Here is a 20,028-nt window from a genome sequence, read left to right on the forward strand (position 1 = left end):
GCTGACAAACGTCATATTATTCACTGTTTATGTGAACGTTAAACACATTCTACAGGATCAAATGGAGAGTAATTGTTTTAATTACATTAACATTTTTAACAAAAATTAATAATTAGTGCTAAATTAGCTACTGTTAAACCTGATGAGCATTTTGATTGAATCTGAAGGTTCAGACCTTTTACTAAAACCACAACATTTTCTGACCTAGCTATGCTAAACTAATGAAGCGGGAACTTTCTTCTTCCCGCTTTTATTTTGCAATGTGCCGGATGTTGTACCGAATGCGGATGTAAAACAATATTCCGGCGGAAGCCAAACCAGCCAGAAAACCAATCCAGATCCCTGCCGCCCCAACGTTCAGAACGAATGCAAACAAGTAACTGACTGGTATGCCAATTACCAGGTATGAAATACCAGCCATGTACATCGGATACTTTACATCGGCCATTCCTCGCAAGCATCCCAGCGAAACAACCTGCAACCCATCAAAAATCTGAAAGAAAGCAGCAACAATCAGCAGAATCGTCGCCTGATGGATAACTGCCTTGTCGGGCGTAAACAGAATCGGAAGAAAATTCCGAAAGACAATAAATACAACTGCCGAGAATCCCATGAAAAGTAAAACCAGGTGGCGCGAAGCTTCAATAGCCATCCGCATTTCCTTGAGGCGATGTGCTCCCATCCAGTTGCTCACTCTAACCGTAGTTGCCATGGCAATTCCATTGGAAATCATAAAAGTCATAGTCGCCAGTCCCAATGCAACCTGGTGCGCTGCCAGCGGAACGGCTCCCAACCATCCCATCATGATTCCGCCAAAATTGAATGCAACGATTTCGAGTACCAGTTGTATGCCAATTGGCAAACCGATTTTAAGCAACTCGAGCATCTTCTGTGTACTCGTTTGAACCGAAGGAAAAAACAACAAGTACTTTCTGAAATTCCCCTTAAAATACAGTAACAAAGCCATCATGACCGGCATAGCCATTCGGGCGATTAACGTAGCGTAACCGGCTCCCAGCAAGCCCAATGCCGGGAATCCTACCTTACCATAAATCAAGATATAGTTCAGAAAAATGTTTAACGCATTGGCAGTAAGCGTTACCACCATCGCAATGTGGGTATTTCCGAGCCCTTCGGCGAATTGCTTAAACGTGAAGAACAACAAAAACGGCAACATGGAGATAGTCAGCACCCTAAAATACGGAATCGCCAGGGCAACCACGTTGGCGGGCTGTCCCATGTAAGGCATCAGATAAGAAATTCCCCACGAAGCAGAAGTCAACACTACCGTGAAAGCAAAATTCAACCACAGACTGTTTTTAAAATATATCGCCACTTCGCGGAAATGGTTACGACCAAACGATTGCCCCACCAAAGGCGTAAGACCAAATGTTATTCCCATCCCCAACATCATCACCAGGTAAAAAAGGTTGCTGGCGAACGACGCAGCGGCCAGTTCCGGAGTGCCGACATGGCCGACCATCACCGAATCGGCGAGCTGTACCACTACCTGTCCCGCCTGCGAAAGCATCAAGGGAAAAGCAAGGTGCAATATATTCTTATAGTATGAGCGGTAATTCTGAAACATAGGACTTTTTGTTTTCGGCCTCAAAAGTACGACACTTTGCTGAATAAACTCAAGTGGCTTTCATTCACCCAAAACGGAAGTAAAATCAACTAACGCAATCTTTGATTTCATCTAAATAGTTCCTATATTTGCGCGGTTTTAAAACAAGTTATTATTAATAAAACTGAAACAATATGTTGAATCAGTATGAAACCGTTTTCATTGCAACTCCCGTTTTATCTGAAGCCCAGATAAAGGAAGCGGTTGAAAAGTTCAGAGAGCTGATTACCGGTAACAACGGTGAACTGCTCCACGAAGAACACTGGGGATTAAAAAAACTGGCTTACCCCATTCAAAAAAAATCGACTGGGTTCTATCACCTTTTCGAATTTAAGGCCGATCCGGCTTTTATCAACAAGCTCGAAACTGAGTTTCGTCGCGACGAGCGTGTCATTCGTTTCCAGACAGTAAAATTGGAAAAATATGCCGCAGAGTACAGCGAAAAGAGAAGAAACAAAGTAAACGCGAAAAAAGAAAAGGAGAACTAAACTATGGCAGGTAATACAAGCGAAATCAGGTATCTGACCCCGCCGTCAGTCGAGATCAAAAAGAAAAAATACTGCCGTTTCAAAAAGAACGGAATCAAGTATGTTGATTACAAGGATCCGGAATTCCTGAAGAAATTCCTGAACGAGCAGGGTAAAATTCTTCCCCGTCGTATCACCGGAACTTCTCTGAAATACCAGCGTAAAGTAGCGCAGGCCGTAAAAAGAGCCCGTCAGATTGCTTTGCTGCCTTATGTAACCGATTTGTTGAAATAAAAAAGGAGGAGGTAAGACTATGGAAATCATTCTGCTTCAAGACGTACCCCGCCTGGGTAGCAAAGATGATATTGTGAATGTAAAGGACGGTTATGCACGTAACTTCCTCATTCCGCAAAAACACGCTGTTGTAGCCACCGAATCGGCAAAAAAAGTACTGAGTGAAAATCAACGTCAGCGCGCTCACAAAGAAGCGAAACTGAAAGAGGAAGCTCAGGCAGTTGCTGCCAAACTCGAAGGCTTGAAAATCAGCATTGGTGCCAAAACAAGCACCACCGGAAAAATCTTCGGTTCAGTTAATAACATTCAGATTGCTGAAGCTCTTAAAGAAAACGGCTTCGACATCGATCGCAAACAGATTACCATTAAAGAAGACGCTATTAAAGAAGTTGGTAAGCATGTTGCGAAAATTAAACTGCACCGTGAGGTATACTTCGAACTCGAATTTGAAGTTGTTTCCGAGTAAGTTTATATAACTTATAAAACATTATTATTGATTAAATTCTTTCCGAACATTACATTTTCAAACAACATAAAAGCCGTCAAAATTTTGACGGCTTTTTTTATTGAATATCTATTTTGTGTACTGAAATCTTCTTCGTTGCTGAAACATTTTACGATTTTACGGCAATGGTCTCAATCTCGACCAGCACACCAAGCGGCAATTCTTTTACGGCAAAAGCTGCTCTTGCCGGCGGATTTGTTTCATAGTACTTTCCATACACCTCATTCATGGCTTTAAAATTGGCCATGTCCGATAAAAAACAAGTCGACTTCACGACATCGTCAAAGCCATAACCAGCGGCTTTTAATACGGCTTCAATGTTCTTCATTACCTGTTCGGTTTGCGCGGTAATGCCTTCAGGTATTTCCTTTGTTTGAGGATTAAGCGGTATCTGTCCGGAAATGTAAAGCGTCCCGTTTACTTCAATAGCCTGACTGTACGGCCCGATGGCTTCAGGTGCCTCTGATGTTGCAATAATTCTTTTCATATCACTATATTTTATGAATACGTTCCATTTATATCACGTAAATATACGACATGATATACACCGTGCATGCTCTAAAAAACAGTTTTCGGAGGAGAAAAAATCAGACTTTATAAGTGAAAAAAGAGGGAAATTTTACGGACAAAAGAATCCACGAACAGATTGAAGTCAGTTTAAAACCAAATGATCTTTTAAAACCCAAATACAAAAAACCAATCTTAAAACCGAAAACGACTGTCGTGGATTCAATTGCAATATTGGTAAACACTGACGAAAAAAACAACAAATTTGGATCAATTCTCTACCCCAAAACAAGCATTATTTCGCTTATTGAAAATCGATCAAAACAGTCTTCATCACTCTTCCTAACGTATGTTTTTGAAAAATATTTTGCAAAAAGTAATTTTTTTTCACATTTCCGGAAGCGTTGATTTTATTACGTTATAGGCTATATTTTAGTGTCCGATAGCCATCTTTTTATAAAATTTCTTGTCAAAGATCTTGACACGTAAGGTTAGACTTTCGTAACTTGGCATTACCAAATACAAAACAAAAACCAATTTTAAAACCAGGTTATGACAAAGCATCTAACGGTGCTGGTTCCTGAATTCTTGGTCAACACATCCTCCTTCCCCCAGGAAATTGCCCAATATGGAAACCAGTTTGAAAATAAAGGTTTCGAGGGTCAACCCTCCAACCATCGTAACGGTGGGAAAGACAATCCGACTACATTAGAGAGTTTTGAAGCTGCCATTGATTACTACGTTTGTAATGGTCTCTCTCAGTTCGTGAACACAGTGACTCTATTAATTAAAAAATTAATAAGTTAAAAATATTTTTTGAAAGCTATTGCTTTTTAGAAATGATGTTCATAAATTGTATTACGTTAAAATAGATTAAATCTTAATAAAGATACTTAAAACCCAAAATCTCCTTTTTATAAACCAATCTTAAAATTGAAAATTATGAAAAAAGTAATTTTACTCTTCGCAGCTGTAATGTTCAGCAGTGTCTTATGGGCACAGTACTTAACCCCAGATCAGGTTTTACCCAACAATACAGCGGGTGACGCAACTGTCAATCAGGTTGGAGATCACAACAAAGCTGTTATTGACCAAAGAGGTGCAACCGGCGGTGGAAATGTGTATAACGCTCATGGGATCAAAATTGGTAGCAATACCGATGCAACCATTAATATCGAGGGTGATCACAACAAAGCATCTATCACTCAGGTTGGAACACAACTCGTAGCTGGATCGGATATTAAGTTCGATGTTCCTGAAATGTCTTGTGACGGTTTTGATTTAGATCCTCAGGTGAGTGGTACAGGTTTAATTGGCCCATCACATAGTTCACCATCAGTAACCGCTGATTGTTTTACAACAGTTTGCTGTATGAAATTTGATAAAGTAACCGAAATGTTTACTGGTGTACCTGAATTGATGTATGTTCGCCCCGGTATTTATATTACAGGCGACCGTAATAAAGCATCAATTGTGCAAAATGGAGAGAACCTTTTGGCTGGTATTCAGATTAACGGATTAGACGGTGCTGCTGAAGGACAAGGGAATAAAGCGTTAATCGAACAATGGGGTAAGGACCAAAAAGCTACTATTGGAATTACCGGTGTAGGTAATGGTGCTGTTGTTAAGCAGGGCATGGACGAAGTCGGTTCTCAGGCATTTGTTGCTGTCGATGGTAATAACAGCTTCGCTTTTACTAAGCAAGACGGAACTGGAAATAACTATGCATGGCAGTATATCGATAACGGAGATCGTAGCTATCTCTATATTCATCAAACTGGTGGCTCTGATAACCTTGCTGCACAAAAAATTTACCACGGTGACGATAGTTATGCTCAGATTACTCAAGATGGCAGCAATAACGAAGCTTTCCAAGCAATAGTAGGTGATGATAATATGCTATATTTGAATCAGGAAGGTAATCACAACGTAAGCATTCAACGTACTGAAGGTCATGGCAATAACAGTTGGGCTAACCAGGAAGGAAATTTTAACCAGTCTGTTATTTATCAGTAATCTTCATCAAAAGAACCCATTTTCAAAGAAATTATTTTAATTAAATAAGAAATTATAAATGATTTTGGGTCGAAGCTGCCTGCCTTTGAGTAGGCAGCTTTTTCTTTACTTATTAAATTTCACTGTCATGGTAAAATTTTCTTACATAAAATTTATTCTTGCGGGGATTATTCTTTTGTTTGACTGCTCTCTATTGCACGCGCAAAAAGTACTACCGGAAAAACAGCAGACAATACTGTTCAAGCCCGCATGGGAAAAGAACGACAGTGTAGCATATAAGGCAACAATTAGCTGGGATGTCAAAATTGCTGATTACCAATGGACCAAGCAATACAGCTCGTTACAACGATTCAAAGTTTTATCAGTAACCGATAGCAGTTTTCAGGTTTTGTGGAAAGCACAGGGGTTTCCTATTAACATTTTTCAAGATTATCCCGGACCGATGTATAGCTGGTTCCAACAATTTAATCAATCAAAAACACTTGATCTGATTGTCCAATTCAATGAATGGGGGGTTCCTGAAAAAATCCTTAATCACGATTCCATACAGGCTTACTACAATCGTATGGTAAATGACTTTTTAAAAGAACTTCCCGGTAAAGATGTGAGTCCCCTAAAGAAAACGGCTGTAAAAAATTCTCTGTTAAACCTAAAAAAAATAATAGACAGCCAATCATTCGGAGATGTATTCGTAAAAAATCTCTCCATCTTGTTTCCTTTTTACGGAAAAAGTTATTTTGTCGATCAAGACTTAAGTATGACCGGTTATTCAAATGTGCCTAATTTGTCCTTTCCTGTACCAATAAAAATCCATACCCGCCTCAGAAAATTGCCCGATGGTGTTTATCAAATGGTTTCTGCCGAATCGGTTCTGCCATTTAACGAATGGCGAATTAAACCTCCAAGCTATGACTCTATGGATTTTCAATACAGTGATTCTGTCAATTTCAAATACAACACCAAAACGTTTTGGCTAACACATGCGCGGCACGCTAAGCGTTTTGAGCGAAATGGTTATACAAAGAATTTTGATATATCTTATACTGAAGTTAAATAAAATCCGTTATTTTACTACAGGACTAAAACGTTTTCATCATGTATAAATTTATTTTCATACTGTTGTGCCTAATTCCCTCTTTGGGACATGCGCAAGATTTCGTTTATACACCGGTCAACCCAGCCTTTGGGGGTAATGTATACAACTACAGTTGGATGTTGAATTCAGCGAACGCACAGAAACAACAATCTTCATCTTCGGCCAGTGCAACAAGCAGTTTATTTAGTCAGTCACAAGATAACCTCGACAATTTCACGAAAAATCTCAATAGTCAAATTTTAAGTCAATTATCTCAACAAATTCTGCAGAATCAGTTTGGTGATTTCAGTTTACAGAACGGGCAATATAACGTTGGTAATTATCAAATTAATATCAAACAAGGAACACAGGGAATCGATATCAATATTTTAGATACCCAAACCGGGGGACAGTCCAGTGTCACCATTCCCAATCAATAATTGTTTTTGACCGTGTTTAATTGATCTTTCCCCCATGAAAAAAATCGGATTTGCTATCATAATGACTTTTTCGCTAATTCTGAGTTCGTGTAATGCCTACTTCAATCAACCCATGGCGCCTACTCCTGCCCGTATTGGACAGGATACCAAGGTTACTTCAAAATTCGCTGAGCTGCCAGCGCCGGCGGAACCGATTGTTGCAGCGGTTTACAAATTCAGAGACCAGACCGGGCAATACAAGGCCACCGATTACGGTTCCTCCTGGTCTACGGCCATTACGCAAGGAGCAACCTCCATTCTACTCAAAGCTTTGGAAGATTCGAAATGGTTTGTTCCGATTGAGCGGGAAGGACTGGCCAACCTGCTGAATGAGCGGAAAATTATCAATTCTAGCCGGATGAATTACTCGCGGCAAACGGGCTCAAAAGAACCCTCTCTCCCCCCACTCCTTTTTGCCGGGATCATTTTGGAAGGTGGAATTATTTCGTACGATTACAATATATTAACCGGAGGTGTAGGCGCACGTTACCTGGGCATAGGTGCTGATACAAAATACAGGGAGGATCGCATTTCTATTTATCTAAGGGCCATATCAACCAATAGCGGAAGAATACTAAAGTCGGTAAATGTAACTAAACGTATTATATCTCAAGAAGTTAGTGCAGGAGTTTTCAAATATGTAGCGACCAACAAATTATTGGAGGCAGAAACCGGTTTTACCTACAATGAACCTACTGATATTGCCGTAAAAGAAGCCATTGAAAAGGCAGTCCTAGACTTAATCATGGAAGGCGTATTCGACGGTCTTTGGAAATTAAAAAATCCGGCTGATGTGGAAGCTCCGATTTTTACGCAGTACCTCCATGAAAAAGATGAAGATCAACAAGAAAATTTCTGGGGCAACACATTGAAGCAGCGAAGAAATAAATTCTCGCTCAACTTTGCTGCAAATGCCTATCAGCTACAGAGCGACTGGGGGAAAACAAGCTTAACGGGGGGCGGCACCGTGGGTATTTCCTACTTACCAAAAAAGCGAACTTCATTCCTTAATTTTACAACCGGAATTGGAAAGTTGAAAAGCGGGAGCCAGTTCAGCACCACAATGCTAAACAGTGAACTGAATTATGGAATCAACCTATTTCCACAGCGTTCTTTTACACCTTACTTTTCGGCTGGTTTTGGTGCCACTTACACGGATAAATTTTATCCCTACATAAAAGGTTCTGCCGGAATGGAGTTTTTACTGAGTAATAATGCCGGAATATTTATGGAGATGAGTAGCAATTACTTGCTGAACGACAACCTGGATGGAGTCAATCATGGATACTTCAATGATTATTTTCTCGGAGGCCGGATAGGACTCAACATCTATCTCGACTTCAATAAGCAGAAACAGAAGTAGCAAATGATTGACAATATTCCTGACTTTTTGTAACTTATGTAAAAATGAGCGCTATGAAAAAATTTACAATCATATTTATCATATTGGGGTTGACGATGGTCTCAATATGTTCGCGGGCCCAGGACAATAATCAGGAAAAGCAAGATGAGAGTATTCATCAGCATCAGATGATGCAGCAGATGTTTATCAACGAGCAGAAGGCCTTACAAAATATGTCCTTGCAGACCCAGATTAATCAAAAAGGCAATAACAATAATGCCTTAATCAATGATCAATCAGTACAATCGAATCTGAATTATACATCTATCAATCAGAATGGAAACTCCAATAATGCTCAAATACAGCTCGAGGGGAAAAATTTACGAACGAATACAATGCAAAACGGTAACTACAACAACATTGATTTGAATGTTGGAGGTAATAACATCACTTCAACGATTGTTCAATATGGAGATAACAACAATTATGTCAATCAATTCTCCAACTATTCATCCGCAAACAAGAATTATAATGTTCAACAACAAGACGGTGCTCAATTATATATTCAGGAAAATTACTTTAACCAAATCAATGGTATTTCCATTAAGATGAAAGGTGACATGAAGCTGCTTCTCAAAAACGGTGGCAACTAAAATTTTTCCGAATGACTCGTACTGTATTATTCACTAATATCTAACCCCCTCAGAGACAATGAAAAAATTCTCCTCATTTAAGGTTCTTCTTGTGATTGCTTTGCTGTTAAGTCTGTGGCGATGTAAGGAACAACCCTACGATGTTGTCCAGTACGGATCGCTTGAAGGAGTTATTTTGAGCGAATACAACGACAGACCGATAAATGGAGTTAAAATCACAACATCACCAGCTTCTGAAACCGTTTATACCGATTCTGTTGGGCATTTCAGTATCCCTGAAGTTCAAGCAGGTGATATCACGGTAACAGCCTCCCGGGATGGTTATCTCAACTATACAGAGAAACTGTCGATCACAGAAAACGAAACCAGCAGTGTCAGTATTTATTTGCCCAAAGACAGTACATCTAACCCGGCGGATGATGTAATAAGTTTAGGATCACCGTTGGATGGAGCGCTTGACCAACCTGTCAACCTGACTTTCAGCTGGCGTTTTAATGCAACGACATACAAAAACACGCCAATCGATGTAAGTTTGGTAACAGTAAACACAGCTACGTTGGAAGAAAAAACATGGATTGCCAATACGACTGATACCACCTACACGGTGCAAGGGTTAAAATACAATACTACTTACCTTTGGTATCTGAAGGTGGAAGCAGATGGAGCTTCTATTGGAAATACCCAATTCCAGCGAATTCAAACGCAGGCTGTCCCGAAGAACCTTTTGGTTTATGCCAAGGTATTTAATAATAATTACGAGATCTTCTCATACGATAGCACCACCCAGATAAACTATCAGCTGACAGATTATCCATCCAGAGATTGGTATCCTCGAAAGTCTCCTACAGAAGATAAGGTAGCTTTTGTTTCGGACCGGGATAATTCCAATCAAATTTATACGATGGACATGGATGGTCGGAATGTTACCAAAATATCGCAGCTGTCCGTAACCGGATACAACAATAACGGCACCGGTTTTGCCTGGTCACCAGATGGTGGGTACATCATCTACCCCCACAACAATAAGCTCATAAAAATCAATAAAAATGGTTACGACAGCCAGGTATTGGCTACTGCCCCGGCCGGACGTGATTTCTGGAAATGTGATTGGTCCCGCTATGGGCACAAGATTGTAGTTCAGACCGTTGGTGACAATATTTATGATTCGGAAATCTACGTCATGGACGAGGACGGTAGTAATATGCAATTATTGGTTGCAAACGAACCAGGAAGGACTGATTCTCCAACATTTTCCTTTGATGGGAATACCGTTTACTATACACACGACGCTTCCGGTCTAAACGCTCCGGATGGTTTCCAGCTTGATGCCCGGTTGTACCAGATCGATGTGGATGGAACCAATCAGCAGGAAATTAAAATTACCAAAGGGGCCGGTGAATGCGTTTATAATCCACGTATTTTGCATGCCGGTGTTGGATTGGTATATTCTCTGGGTATTCCGGATGGGCCCAAAACCATCTACTTATCTTACTTACAGACCAACACGGATGGAACCATCTCAGGAACCAATCAAACAATCATTTCCGGTGAGATGCCGGATTGGTAAGAAAATTATTCAATAACGATTATATGAAAGGGGCTTTATTAGCCCCTTTTTTTGATATGCTTAGAATATGAAACAGGTAACTTCGTATAATCTGGAGTTTAAAGTATTCTGCACGCATCGAATTAGTATATAATATTCAACGAACCTGCAATCAGCTATTAAGGTGAGCGTTGCAAATACGGATCAGGAAATTCAACTTAGATATAGTAAAGAGGCTTTAAATACTGAAGGAAAAAATTCATTGCAAAACAACAGCAATAGCCTTTGGGACGAAACGCAATCCTTCATCGACTGAAGCAGCCGCCTAATTCTATTTTTCTGTAGTTCAAGATAGAGCATCAATATATTCCGTTCCCCATCATATCCGGATCTTCTAATGTCTGCGAAACATTTTCTCTCTGCTTAAGGTAACTTTGAACTTGTCCAACTGCATAATCGGCATAGGCATTTATGATTTCCTCACGTGGCGACAGATATGAAGAAAACACTTCATCGTCATTCACATAAATAGACACCATCACCCGATTCATTCGGGGTGGACTTTCTTTGATAAAAAGAGTATAATCTTTGGCACCTACTGGTGCCACCCATTTGGAATAAAAAGACTCATAGAAATCGCGTCCTACCTTCGAGAGCGTCTCATCAACAACCAATCCATCAATTTCGACACTCAGTGCTTCTTCACTCTCTTTTTGCTTCTGCTCATTTATCAAAGACACCAGTTTTTCAAGCATCATTTTTTGAAAAGCTTTCTTGCGAAATGTCAAATTGCCTAATTTATTCAGGACTGAATCAGGCGTGGCTGACAATCGCTTTGACGGCACTGAAGGAATAGGCTTTAAGGCAAGAAGCACTTTTACCCCATCAACATAAATCGTGTCAGGATAAGGCCTTTTGTTTAGAATTTCATCAACATGTTTTTTCCAATCAGCGCCATAAGTATCCGGAACTTTGTATAGTGCAGAACGGGAAGCCCCATCAACAGTACTATCTTGATCGACAACCTGAGGAGTAGTAATTCCTGCAGATAAATTACCTGATAATAATGTCTGAGACTTGGCCTGAAAATTTACTATCAGCAAGAAAAATGCTGCGAGATGAAAATATTTTGTGAGTTCTTTCTTCATAACACATCTGGGGGTTATCTGGCTTCAAGTTACTACAAAATATCGTTAAATTCAATCATTGAGGGCATCCCTTTCGTCCTAAAAACACAGCAAAATAAAAGCACAATTTTGCGTTTTCAATAGCTCCGAATTTTACTACAAACGAAATATTCTTCATGTTGTTATAAGCTATGCCGGAAATCTGACTTTAGCTCGAATCGAAAATTTGCTTATTTTCACGAATTAATTAGGAAAGTATGTCGGATACGATTGATATAACAGGACGATGGCTGTTCTCGGAAGATTTTGGCTTCGGTACCGATAGCGGATACGTTGATTTGGAACAAAAAGGTTCCAGATTATCGGGGACACTTCAGTTTGCCGAGCAGATTGAAGGTGAAGAGACATTTATTGTCCGACAGGAAATTTATGGAACCGTTACCGGCCGTATCGTTTCAATGAAGTCCAAGTCATGTGAGATTCTCTTCAATAACCAGGATATAACTTATGAGCTGGATTCCTGGAAAGGAAAAATTACCGATGAAGGGAAAATTACCGGGAATAGCATCGACGACGAAGGAACCACCGGCAGATTTGTTATGGAACGGATTAACGTCCAGACTTCCGGCTCTTCTGACGATATTTCATTTGGAATAAACTAATCCATATGCCTAATAAAAGCTCTAAAGACTGTTTTGTTTGTCAGGCATCGGAGGAAGAAAAACTACTGCTGATTCATCCCCAGGTGATGTTACCCGTATGTCTGGATTGTCACAATACAGATGCTGAAAAACAAAAAGTTGACGAACTGCTGGAAGGATTGGCCGACGGATTTGTCTGCGGTTGCATCTGATACTAACTTACCATGATTAATTTTCTCGATTTAGCCGGTACATTCGTATTTGCTGTGAGCGGAACCCATACTGCTATGCAGAAACGATTTGATCTCTTTGGGGCCCTTTTTATTGGCTTTGTTACAGCAGTTGGTGGCGGAACGCTTCGGGATATTTTGATTGGAATTACTCCCGTATCATGGATGAAGGACATCAACTACTTCTATATCATTGTAGCAGCAGTTATTTTCACCATCCTTTTCAGGAACTTTGTCCAAAAGCTCAGAAAAACGTTATTTCTTTTCGATACCATCGGAATTGGTGTATTTACGGTCATCGGACTTGAAAAGGCGCTTATGATTGGAATTCCAATCCCTATGGCTATTATGATGGGCGTGGCTTCAGCTGTAGCCGGTGGCATACTCCGCGATGTTTTCAGTAACGAGATTCCCCTCATTTTTCATAAAGAGATATATGCTACCGCTTGTTTTGCTGGTGGAGTTCTCTTCATTATTCTGTACAAATTCACTTCACTTTCCGAATCATTTACCGTGCTATCGACGATACTGGTGATCATTGCCATCCGCATTTTAAGTGTGCGCTTTAACTGGTCCCTGCCCCGATTGCCCAAACATCATGAAAGCCATGGAAATTAACTCTGAACAGCAGCGCCGGGAACTGCTTGAGCTGGCCCGTACCCGCATGCCCTTTGGAAAATACAAAGATCGTTTACTGGTTGATTTACCCGAGCCTTATTTGGTTTGGTTTAAGCAAAAAGGTTTCCCGAAAGGAAAATTGGGTAAAATGCTTGAGTTGATGCTTGAAATCAAATTCAACGGATTAGAAAACATAATTCGAGAAATAAACAAAAATTTTAATTACTGATTTTCAGAATATTATATATTTTGTTTAATTTTTTTCATTATTTCTTAAACATTTTTATTCCTCTGTGCGTATTACATGCAGAATGAAAACGATTTACGTCTAATCAAACACTGCATGTTATGAAAACAATTAAAATTTCAAGACTTTTAGTCACGATGTTGGTTTTAGGTTTTGTCTTTATGTCCTGTAAAGACGATGATGATAATACCACCACGGTAGAGCAACCACAAATGGAACAAACCATTGCTGAAAAGGCAATCGGAACTGAAAACTTAAGTAGCCTCGTTGCAGCACTTCAGGCTGCCGACTTAGTTGATCCTTTCACCAAATCGGGAAACTATACCGTTTTTGCACCTACTAACGAAGCGTTTGCCCAATTTTTGACTGACAACAACTTTGCCTCTTTGAGTGAAGTACCTAAAGAAGTACTCGCCAATGTACTACTCTACCATGTAGTTAACTCGCGCGTGATGTCGTCTGATTTATCGGCCGGATACTCACCATCCATGTTGCCTGCATCCGAGGACAATTACGTAAGTTTATATTTCCCGGAAGGAAATGTTACGCGAATTAATGGATACTCGAATGTAACAACAGCTGATATTGAGGCCAGCAATGGTGTGATTCACATCGTCGATAAAGTGCTGACGCCTCCAACGGTCGTTGACCATGCTGTTATGAATTCTTCTTTTTCATCGTTGGTGGCTGCTGTTACCAAAGCCAACTTGGTTGATGCACTGAAAGATGGTGACAATCTTACCGTATTTGCACCAGTTGACGGTGCATTTGCATCGCTTCTGTCGGACTTGGGATTGTCAAGCCTGATGACCTGACAGCTGAAGATTTAACTCCCATTTTGCTTTATCATGTTCTCGGAACAGGCGTTCCTGCGGCCAGTGTAGCAGAAGGATACGTTCCTACCTTATCAATGGCCAATGATAACAATTTGAGTTTGTACATCCGGCTGATGGATGGAAATGTGATGCTGAATGGCCAATCGAACGTGGTAGCAACCGATGTATTTGGAACCAACGGAGTGATACACGTCATTGACAAGGTTCTTTTGCCTCAGACAATCGCAGACTTCGCTGTTGCCAATCCCGCATTTTCACAGCTGGTTGCTGCGCTTTCACAGGCAAATCTCGTCGACGCATTTAACGGTTCCGATGTTTATACGGTTTTTGCCCCGGTAAACGCAGCTTTTGACGCGCTTTATTCCCAGCTGGGTATTTCCGGAGCAACTGACCTCACTGCTGAAGATTTGACCCCGATTCTTACAGCTCATGCGGTAAACGGTAATGTACTCTCCGGCACACTCACATCAGGCTCAGTGCCCACTCTTAATTCGAACAAGTCGCTGGATATTGCTGTCGCAGAAAGCGGAGTAACCATCGATGGAGACATCAACGTAGTGGCCACCGATGTGCAAGCCACAAACGGCGTCATTCACGTCATCGATAAAGTTATCGTTCCTTAATATATAAACGTTTGGTTGATCAATGTAAGGGTCGGAAATCTCTTCCGGCCTTTTTATTCAAAATGCTTATCTTTAGCCTAACCTCATTTTGAAAGCAATGCCTGGAACTTATACGATAAAAGATTTGGAGAATCTCTCCGGAATTAAAGCACATACCATTCGCATCTGGGAGAAAAGGTACGGTCTTCTGATTCCGCAACGAACAGATACCAATATTCGTCGATATACGGACGATGATTTGAAGAAAATCATCAACATTTCGCTGCTGGTCAACCGTGGCTTTAAAATCTCGAAAATTGCAGCACTTTCCGAAGAGGAACTGTATAATCATGCACTGAAGGCCAGTTCGAAACCCGAGGATACCAACGACCGCATTGAGAAGTTGATCTTTCATATGCTTTCGCTCGACATCAACAGTTTGGAGCAGGAAGTGGAATCGTTGATACAGGAAGCCGGTGTAGAAAGGGCTATTTACCAATACATATTTCCCTTAATGGAGAAAATTGGTGCCTTGTGGCAGGCCAACAGCATTGTTCCTGCACAAGAGCATTTCATGTTTAATTTCTTACGCCAGAAGTTAATTATTGAAACGGACAAGCTTCCTAAGGCTGATGGTAAAGCAAAGCTTTCCGGAATTTTCTTTCTGCCGGAAGGCGAAAATCACGAATTCAGTTTACTCTTTTACAATTACCTGGCGCGGAAAAACGGGCATCACACCCTATATTTGGGACAGTCTGTTCCACTTTCCGACATTCTTACCATTGCCGAATCGTTCCACTTCGATTACTACTTTACCGCGATCATAACTTCGACGCCTAAAAGTGATTTCGAACAGTTTCTGGGAGATTTTTCCCATAGGGTGAGCACGTCTACGTTGTTTGTCACGGGAAAAGAAGCGCAACACTACAAACGCAAACATCCGAGAAATACGCGGATCATCAGCCGGCCGGAAAAGTTCGCCGAAGAAATCAAGAGCCTATCCAGAAAAGAGGATTAACCGCTATTTGATATCCTTCAGGTTGAACGGAGTTTCCTGGTATACGTAGTAGTTTAGCCAGTTCGAAAACAACAGGTTGGAATGTGCACGCCACAACATCAACGGCTTTTTCGAGCTGTCGTCGTTCGGGTAGTAATTTTTGGGGACTTCAATCGGTAAATTCTTGGCCAAATCCCTTTTATATTCCAAATCGAGATTGATACGTGCATATTCAGAGTGACCAGTCACAAAAATCTGCTTCCCTTTGCGTGCCATTACCATGTACACGCCTGATTCTTTTGACGACGAAACGATCTTCAAATCCGGGATCTTCTCGATATCTTCCCGGCGGGTTTCGGTATGCCGTGAATGGGGAACGTAAAAGATATCATCGAAACCTCTGAATATCGGCAACTTATTACTGGTCATCGTGTGCTCAAAAACACCGAACATCTTCTTTTCGAGTAGATGCTTCGGTACTCCGTAAAAATGATAAAGACCGGCCTGTGCTCCCCAGCAAATAAACAAAGTAGAGGTCACATGATGAACCGACCAATCCATTACTGCTTTCAGTTCATTCCAGTAATCAACTTCTTCAAACGGCAACAATTCCACCGGAGCGCCGGTAATGATCATGCCGTCGTAGTTGTTTTGCGAAACCGCATCGAAACGCTGGTAAAATGCCTGCATGTGCTCCGCCGGAGTATGCTTCGGAGTATGCCCGCCAAGCTGCAGCAAATCAATTTCTACCTGCAAAGGAGTATTTGACAGCAGTCGGATTAAATCCGTCTCTGTGTTCACCTTCAGCGGCATCAGGTTAACAATCGCAATTCTCAGCGGCCTGATATCCTGATGCGCAGCCCTGCTCTTGCTCATGACAAAGATGTTCTCTTTCTTGAGCATTTTGATGGCTGGCAGTTTATCGGGCAAATTTAAAGGCATTTCACTCTGTTTTTGTTGTTAAAATTGCAGGACTCGAAAATAACGAATCCTGCAATATATTCCTATTCGGCCGTTTCCAAATCAAAGTGACTGGAACGCCTGTTCAAAGTCAGCAATGATGTCGTCGATATGTTCGATACCAACCGACACACGCAGCAACGCGGGTAATACTCCTGCTGCCAGTTGTTCTTCGTCACTCAACTGTTGGTGAGTTGTAGCAGCAGGCTGGATGATGAGTGTTTTCGCATCACCCACATTCGCCAGGTGACTAACCAACTCAAGTTTGTCGACAAACTGGCGGGCTTTTTCTTTTCCACCTTTTACGATGAATGAAAGCACAGCACCGGCACCGTTAGGCAGATACTTTTTCGCCAAACCATGGTCCGGATGGCTCTCCAAACCAGGATAGCTAATTGATTCCACTTGCGGATGATTCGACAACCATTTAGCCAGTTTCTGCGTATTCTCAACGTGACGCTCGACCCGAAGTGACAATGTTTCTAGTCCCTGCAATAGCAGGAATGCGTTAAACGGACTCAGTGCCGGTCCAAAATCACGAAGCGCTTCCACGCGAGCTTTGATGATGAACGCAATGTTCTGGAACGTTTCCCAGTAGCGCAAACCATGATATCCTTCTGAAGGTTCTGTCAACCCGGGGAACTTGCCGTTGTTCCAGTTGAAATTTCCACCATCGACAATCACTCCACCGATAGAAGTTCCGTGGCCTCCAATCCACTTGGTCGCAGATTCAACAACTATATTAGCGCCGTGCTCCAACGGGCGGAATAGCTTTCCGGCGCAGCCAAAGGTGTTGTCGACAATCACCGGAATATCGTGCTTTTTGGCAACAGCTGCAACCGCTTCAAAATCTGGAATAGCGAAACTCGGGTTTCCAATCGTCTCGAAATAAAGCGCTTTGGTATTTCCATCAATCAGCGCTTCGAAGCTCTCCGGTTTCAAATCTTTCGTAAACCGCGCATCGATTCCCAGTTTTTTCAGTGATACTTTGAACTGGTTGAACGAACCTCCATAAAGGAACGGTGAAGTCACAAAGTTATCGCCCTGCTCCAACAAGGTGGTAATGGTAACAAACTGGGCTGCGTGACCAGATGAAAGTCCCAGAGCTGCTACTCCCCCTTCGAGGGCAGCCATACGCTGCTCAAATACATCCGTTGTCGGATTATTGATTCGGGTGTAAATGTTCCCGAATTCCTGCAAACCGAACAAGTTAGCTGCATGCTCCGAATCGTTGAACACGTAGGATGTGGTTTGATAAATCGGCACAGCCCGCGACAAAGATGATTCATCCGGCTCGTGCCCTGCGTGAATTTGTAATGTTTCGAAGTGTTTACTTCCCTGACTCATAATGCTCATTTTTTATAATTAATAATTGATTTATCCCTATTTCGTATGACACCGACAAGTCGCCTGTGTCAATTTCCCGGCCGGGGAATGATTTTAAACTGCAATAGATTTTGACTCGAAAAATTCCTGGTGAACTGCTTTCACCGCTTTGGAACGGTCATCGCGGTTGACCAAAAAATAACTGACAACCGGTGATGCTCCCGAACAACTCATCACAACATTGATTCCTTTACTTGCCATAGATGAAAATATCCGCGCAGCAATTCCATAATTGTCGATCAAACCGTCTCCCACGGCGGCGATAACGGAGATTTTTTCCATAATTAGCAACTCGCTAACGGCTGGCAACTCTTCGGCACTGACAACCGCATACGCGTTGCGCAAGTCTTTTTTTGCTAACAGAATATTGATAGAAATTTGCGAAGTAATGACGGAACTAATGTTGATTCCTGCCAGATGCAAGGCTGTAGTTACTTTTGCCAGAATACCGGGCTTCAATCCTACTCCGGGCCCCTTTAGTTTGAGTACACCAAAATCATCGCTGTAGGTGACGCTCTTGACTACACCTTCGCGAATGGTTTGGTCAGAATTCACGATGGAAAGCGGCTTTTCCACATCCATTTCACCATAAATATTGTATACCCGGATGGGAATGTGTGGGTCGACCAAAGGCTCGACGGTACGGGGATGCAGGATTTTGGCACCGAAATAGGCCAATTCTGCTGCTTCTGCGTAGGCCAATCGCTCAATTCGTACCGGCTCGTCAACCAGCTTCGGATCGGCGCTTAAAAAGCCATCTACATCTTTCCAGATATCCAGCGAAGATGCTCCGACACAACGGGCAAGCGCTGCTGCCGAATAATCACTTCCGCCTCGTCCCAACAACGTTACTTTTCCTTCATCTGAAACGCCATAAAATCCGGGAACGACATATATCCGGTTTCCCAAAAGGGATTCTCTTACCTGCTTTGTGGCTTTTTGGAAATCAATGGATGCACTTCCAAATTCTCCGTCGGTAACCAATCCGATATCTTCAGGCGAAGCATACGCTGCATCCACCCCGTAACCTTCGAGTACGCCCTGCAGAAACACGGCAGACAAACGCTCGCCAAATGCCAGAATCAAATCCTCTAAAGCAGGAGAAGCATCACCGGTCAGAGCGATTCCCTGCAGGTAATTTTCCAGCTCATCCAGCAATTCACGAATGTGGTTCTCTATGCGCTCAAGCAATTCCTTTTCAATCGGATGCTCTTCCAACGCTTCTTTCTTTAATTGAAAAAGAAAACGACTTACTTCGCCGGCCACTTTCTCATTCTGGCGGGCTTTCTCCAACGATTCAATCAAATAGTTGGTAACTCCATAGAAGGCGGACACTACAACCACAAGAGGCTCATCATAGTTCGTGATAACGTTCACCACGCGGCGCACGTCACTCTTGCTTTTAAGGTTCGATCCGCCGAATTTTACGACAATCTTCGGCATAGATATCCTTAATGAGATGTAAGAAAATAAAGTGTTTCAGATGATAAATGGTCCGGAATGGACCGGTCGGAAATGCCTCCAAGCACGGATATGCCTGAAGGCTATCGCATGGCCATAGTCATGTTGGGCATCATAGAAGAAGCAGTCATCAATCCAGAGGTGTAAATGGTTACCTCGGCAATAAATTTTGGTGTAATGATTTGTTCTTTTTTCATTTTTCTGCTGTTTATTATGATTAGGTTTTGGCACCATAGATGTTTCCGGTTGCCAGAGCTTCACAGAGCCTAATCTCTCCACTCTTCTTCATAATATCAAACATCTTCTTTGCCCAAGAATATGTATGATGTGCTGACAAACATATGGACATGATTTCAAAAATGCAAACATCTCAACATAAAAATCGGACAAATTCCTATTTTTTAAAACGGGC

23 protein-coding genes and 1 riboswitch are annotated in these 20,028 nt (G+C 41.7%); of the genes, 17 read left to right on the forward strand and 6 right to left on the reverse strand.

Going from position 1 to position 20,028, the window contains the following annotated elements; all coding sequences use genetic code 11:
• Positions 1–250: 250 nt before the first annotated feature.
• Entirely contained in the window at positions 251–1,588 is a 1,338-nt protein-coding gene (locus AC060N_RS09955) for an MATE family efflux transporter (RefSeq protein ID WP_479526954.1), read from the reverse strand.
• Between the two features lie 173 nt (positions 1,589–1,761).
• On the opposite strand from AC060N_RS09955, the gene rpsF reads away from it, so the two are divergent.
• The 3 genes from rpsF to rplI are packed head-to-tail and all read left to right on the forward strand — an operon-like array spanning position 1,762 to position 2,854.
• The gene (gene rpsF, locus AC060N_RS09960) at positions 1,762–2,115 is read left to right on the forward strand and encodes a 30S ribosomal protein S6 (RefSeq protein ID WP_211297849.1); all 354 of its coding nucleotides are present in this window, start codon (positions 1,762–1,764) and stop codon (positions 2,113–2,115) included.
• A gap of 3 nt (positions 2,116–2,118) precedes the next feature.
• Positions 2,119–2,388: a 30S ribosomal protein S18 gene (rpsR, locus tag AC060N_RS09965; protein WP_025866281.1), complete on the forward strand. Its 270-nt coding sequence runs from the start codon at positions 2,119–2,121 to the stop codon at positions 2,386–2,388.
• 19 nt (positions 2,389–2,407) lie between these two features.
• Positions 2,408–2,854 (forward strand): 50S ribosomal protein L9, encoded by a 447-nt coding sequence (gene rplI / locus AC060N_RS09970; RefSeq protein ID WP_479526955.1) that lies wholly within the window; start codon positions 2,408–2,410, stop codon positions 2,852–2,854.
• A 148-nt stretch (positions 2,855–3,002) separates the two neighbouring features.
• On the opposite strand, the gene AC060N_RS09975 is transcribed toward rplI, so the two are convergent.
• Positions 3,003–3,380, reverse strand: coding sequence for a RidA family protein (locus AC060N_RS09975; RefSeq protein WP_479526956.1), 378 nt, complete (start codon positions 3,378–3,380; stop codon positions 3,003–3,005).
• A gap of 572 nt (positions 3,381–3,952) precedes the next feature.
• On the opposite strand from AC060N_RS09975, the gene AC060N_RS09980 reads away from it, so the two are divergent.
• From AC060N_RS09980 to AC060N_RS10010, 7 genes are all read left to right on the forward strand, one after another.
• Positions 3,953–4,207: a hypothetical protein gene (locus AC060N_RS09980; RefSeq protein WP_479526957.1), complete on the forward strand. Its 255-nt coding sequence runs from the start codon at positions 3,953–3,955 to the stop codon at positions 4,205–4,207.
• Positions 4,208–4,342: 135 nt separating this feature from the next.
• Entirely contained in the window at positions 4,343–5,416 is a 1,074-nt protein-coding gene (locus AC060N_RS09985) for a hypothetical protein (protein ID WP_479526958.1), read from the forward strand.
• Between the two features lie 127 nt (positions 5,417–5,543).
• On the forward strand, positions 5,544–6,473 hold the full coding sequence (locus tag AC060N_RS09990; RefSeq protein WP_479526959.1) for a hypothetical protein: 930 nt from the start codon (positions 5,544–5,546) through the stop codon (positions 6,471–6,473).
• A 38-nt stretch (positions 6,474–6,511) separates the two neighbouring features.
• The gene (locus tag AC060N_RS09995; protein ID WP_479526960.1) at positions 6,512–6,931 is read left to right on the forward strand and encodes a curli assembly protein CsgF; all 420 of its coding nucleotides are present in this window, start codon (positions 6,512–6,514) and stop codon (positions 6,929–6,931) included.
• A 34-nt stretch (positions 6,932–6,965) separates the two neighbouring features.
• The gene (locus AC060N_RS10000; protein ID WP_479526961.1) at positions 6,966–8,333 is read left to right on the forward strand and encodes a CsgG/HfaB family protein; all 1,368 of its coding nucleotides are present in this window, start codon (positions 6,966–6,968) and stop codon (positions 8,331–8,333) included.
• 53 nt (positions 8,334–8,386) lie between these two features.
• A complete protein-coding gene (locus AC060N_RS10005; protein ID WP_479526962.1) occupies positions 8,387–8,965 on the forward strand; it encodes a hypothetical protein in 579 nt (192 codons plus the stop codon).
• Positions 8,966–9,023: 58 nt separating this feature from the next.
• On the forward strand, positions 9,024–10,532 hold the full coding sequence (locus AC060N_RS10010) for a carboxypeptidase regulatory-like domain-containing protein (RefSeq protein WP_479526963.1): 1,509 nt from the start codon (positions 9,024–9,026) through the stop codon (positions 10,530–10,532).
• 338 nt (positions 10,533–10,870) lie between these two features.
• On the opposite strand, the gene AC060N_RS10015 is transcribed toward AC060N_RS10010, so the two are convergent.
• Positions 10,871–11,659, reverse strand: coding sequence for a CsgE family curli-type amyloid fiber assembly protein (locus AC060N_RS10015; protein ID WP_479526964.1), 789 nt, complete (start codon positions 11,657–11,659; stop codon positions 10,871–10,873).
• Between the two features lie 236 nt (positions 11,660–11,895).
• Here AC060N_RS10015 and AC060N_RS10020 point away from each other — a divergent pair, with 236 nt between their 5' ends.
• From AC060N_RS10020 to AC060N_RS10050, 7 genes are all read left to right on the forward strand, one after another.
• Positions 11,896–12,300 carry a hypothetical protein gene (locus AC060N_RS10020; protein ID WP_479526965.1) on the forward strand — a complete coding sequence of 135 codons (405 nt, stop codon included), beginning with the start codon at positions 11,896–11,898 and terminating at the stop codon, positions 12,298–12,300.
• A 5-nt stretch (positions 12,301–12,305) separates the two neighbouring features.
• Complete coding sequence (locus AC060N_RS10025) at positions 12,306–12,491, forward strand: hypothetical protein (RefSeq protein WP_153639086.1); 186 nt, start codon at positions 12,306–12,308, stop codon at positions 12,489–12,491.
• A gap of 12 nt (positions 12,492–12,503) precedes the next feature.
• Positions 12,504–13,127, forward strand: a complete 624-nt coding sequence (locus AC060N_RS10030) for a trimeric intracellular cation channel family protein (protein ID WP_153639087.1) — start codon at positions 12,504–12,506, stop codon at positions 13,125–13,127.
• Positions 13,108–13,356, forward strand: a complete 249-nt coding sequence (locus AC060N_RS10035; protein ID WP_479526966.1) for a DUF3820 family protein — start codon at positions 13,108–13,110, stop codon at positions 13,354–13,356. The genes AC060N_RS10030 and AC060N_RS10035 overlap by 20 nt, the downstream gene beginning before the upstream one ends.
• 119 nt (positions 13,357–13,475) lie before the next feature.
• A complete protein-coding gene (locus AC060N_RS10040; RefSeq protein WP_479526967.1) occupies positions 13,476–14,189 on the forward strand; it encodes a fasciclin domain-containing protein in 714 nt (237 codons plus the stop codon).
• A gap of 23 nt (positions 14,190–14,212) precedes the next feature.
• A complete protein-coding gene (locus tag AC060N_RS10045; protein WP_479526968.1) occupies positions 14,213–14,833 on the forward strand; it encodes a fasciclin domain-containing protein in 621 nt (206 codons plus the stop codon).
• A 97-nt stretch (positions 14,834–14,930) separates the two neighbouring features.
• The gene (locus tag AC060N_RS10050) at positions 14,931–15,830 is read left to right on the forward strand and encodes a MerR family transcriptional regulator (RefSeq protein WP_153639089.1); all 900 of its coding nucleotides are present in this window, start codon (positions 14,931–14,933) and stop codon (positions 15,828–15,830) included.
• 3 nt (positions 15,831–15,833) lie between these two features.
• On the opposite strand, the gene metA is transcribed toward AC060N_RS10050, so the two are convergent.
• From metA to AC060N_RS10065, 3 genes are all read right to left on the reverse strand, one after another.
• On the reverse strand, positions 15,834–16,751 hold the full coding sequence (metA, locus tag AC060N_RS10055) for a homoserine O-acetyltransferase MetA (protein ID WP_479526969.1): 918 nt from the start codon (positions 16,749–16,751) through the stop codon (positions 15,834–15,836).
• A gap of 81 nt (positions 16,752–16,832) precedes the next feature.
• Positions 16,833–18,116 (reverse strand): O-acetylhomoserine aminocarboxypropyltransferase/cysteine synthase family protein, encoded by a 1,284-nt coding sequence (locus AC060N_RS10060; protein WP_479526970.1) that lies wholly within the window; start codon positions 18,114–18,116, stop codon positions 16,833–16,835.
• 93 nt (positions 18,117–18,209) lie between these two features.
• Positions 18,210–19,598: an aspartate kinase gene (locus tag AC060N_RS10065; protein ID WP_479526971.1), complete on the reverse strand. Its 1,389-nt coding sequence runs from the start codon at positions 19,596–19,598 to the stop codon at positions 18,210–18,212.
• A gap of 226 nt (positions 19,599–19,824) precedes the next feature.
• Positions 19,825–19,910, reverse strand: a riboswitch (SAM riboswitch).
• Positions 19,911–20,028: the final 118 nt, after the last annotated feature.

This window comes from Prolixibacter sp. DSM 2831 (genome assembly GCF_056493735.1).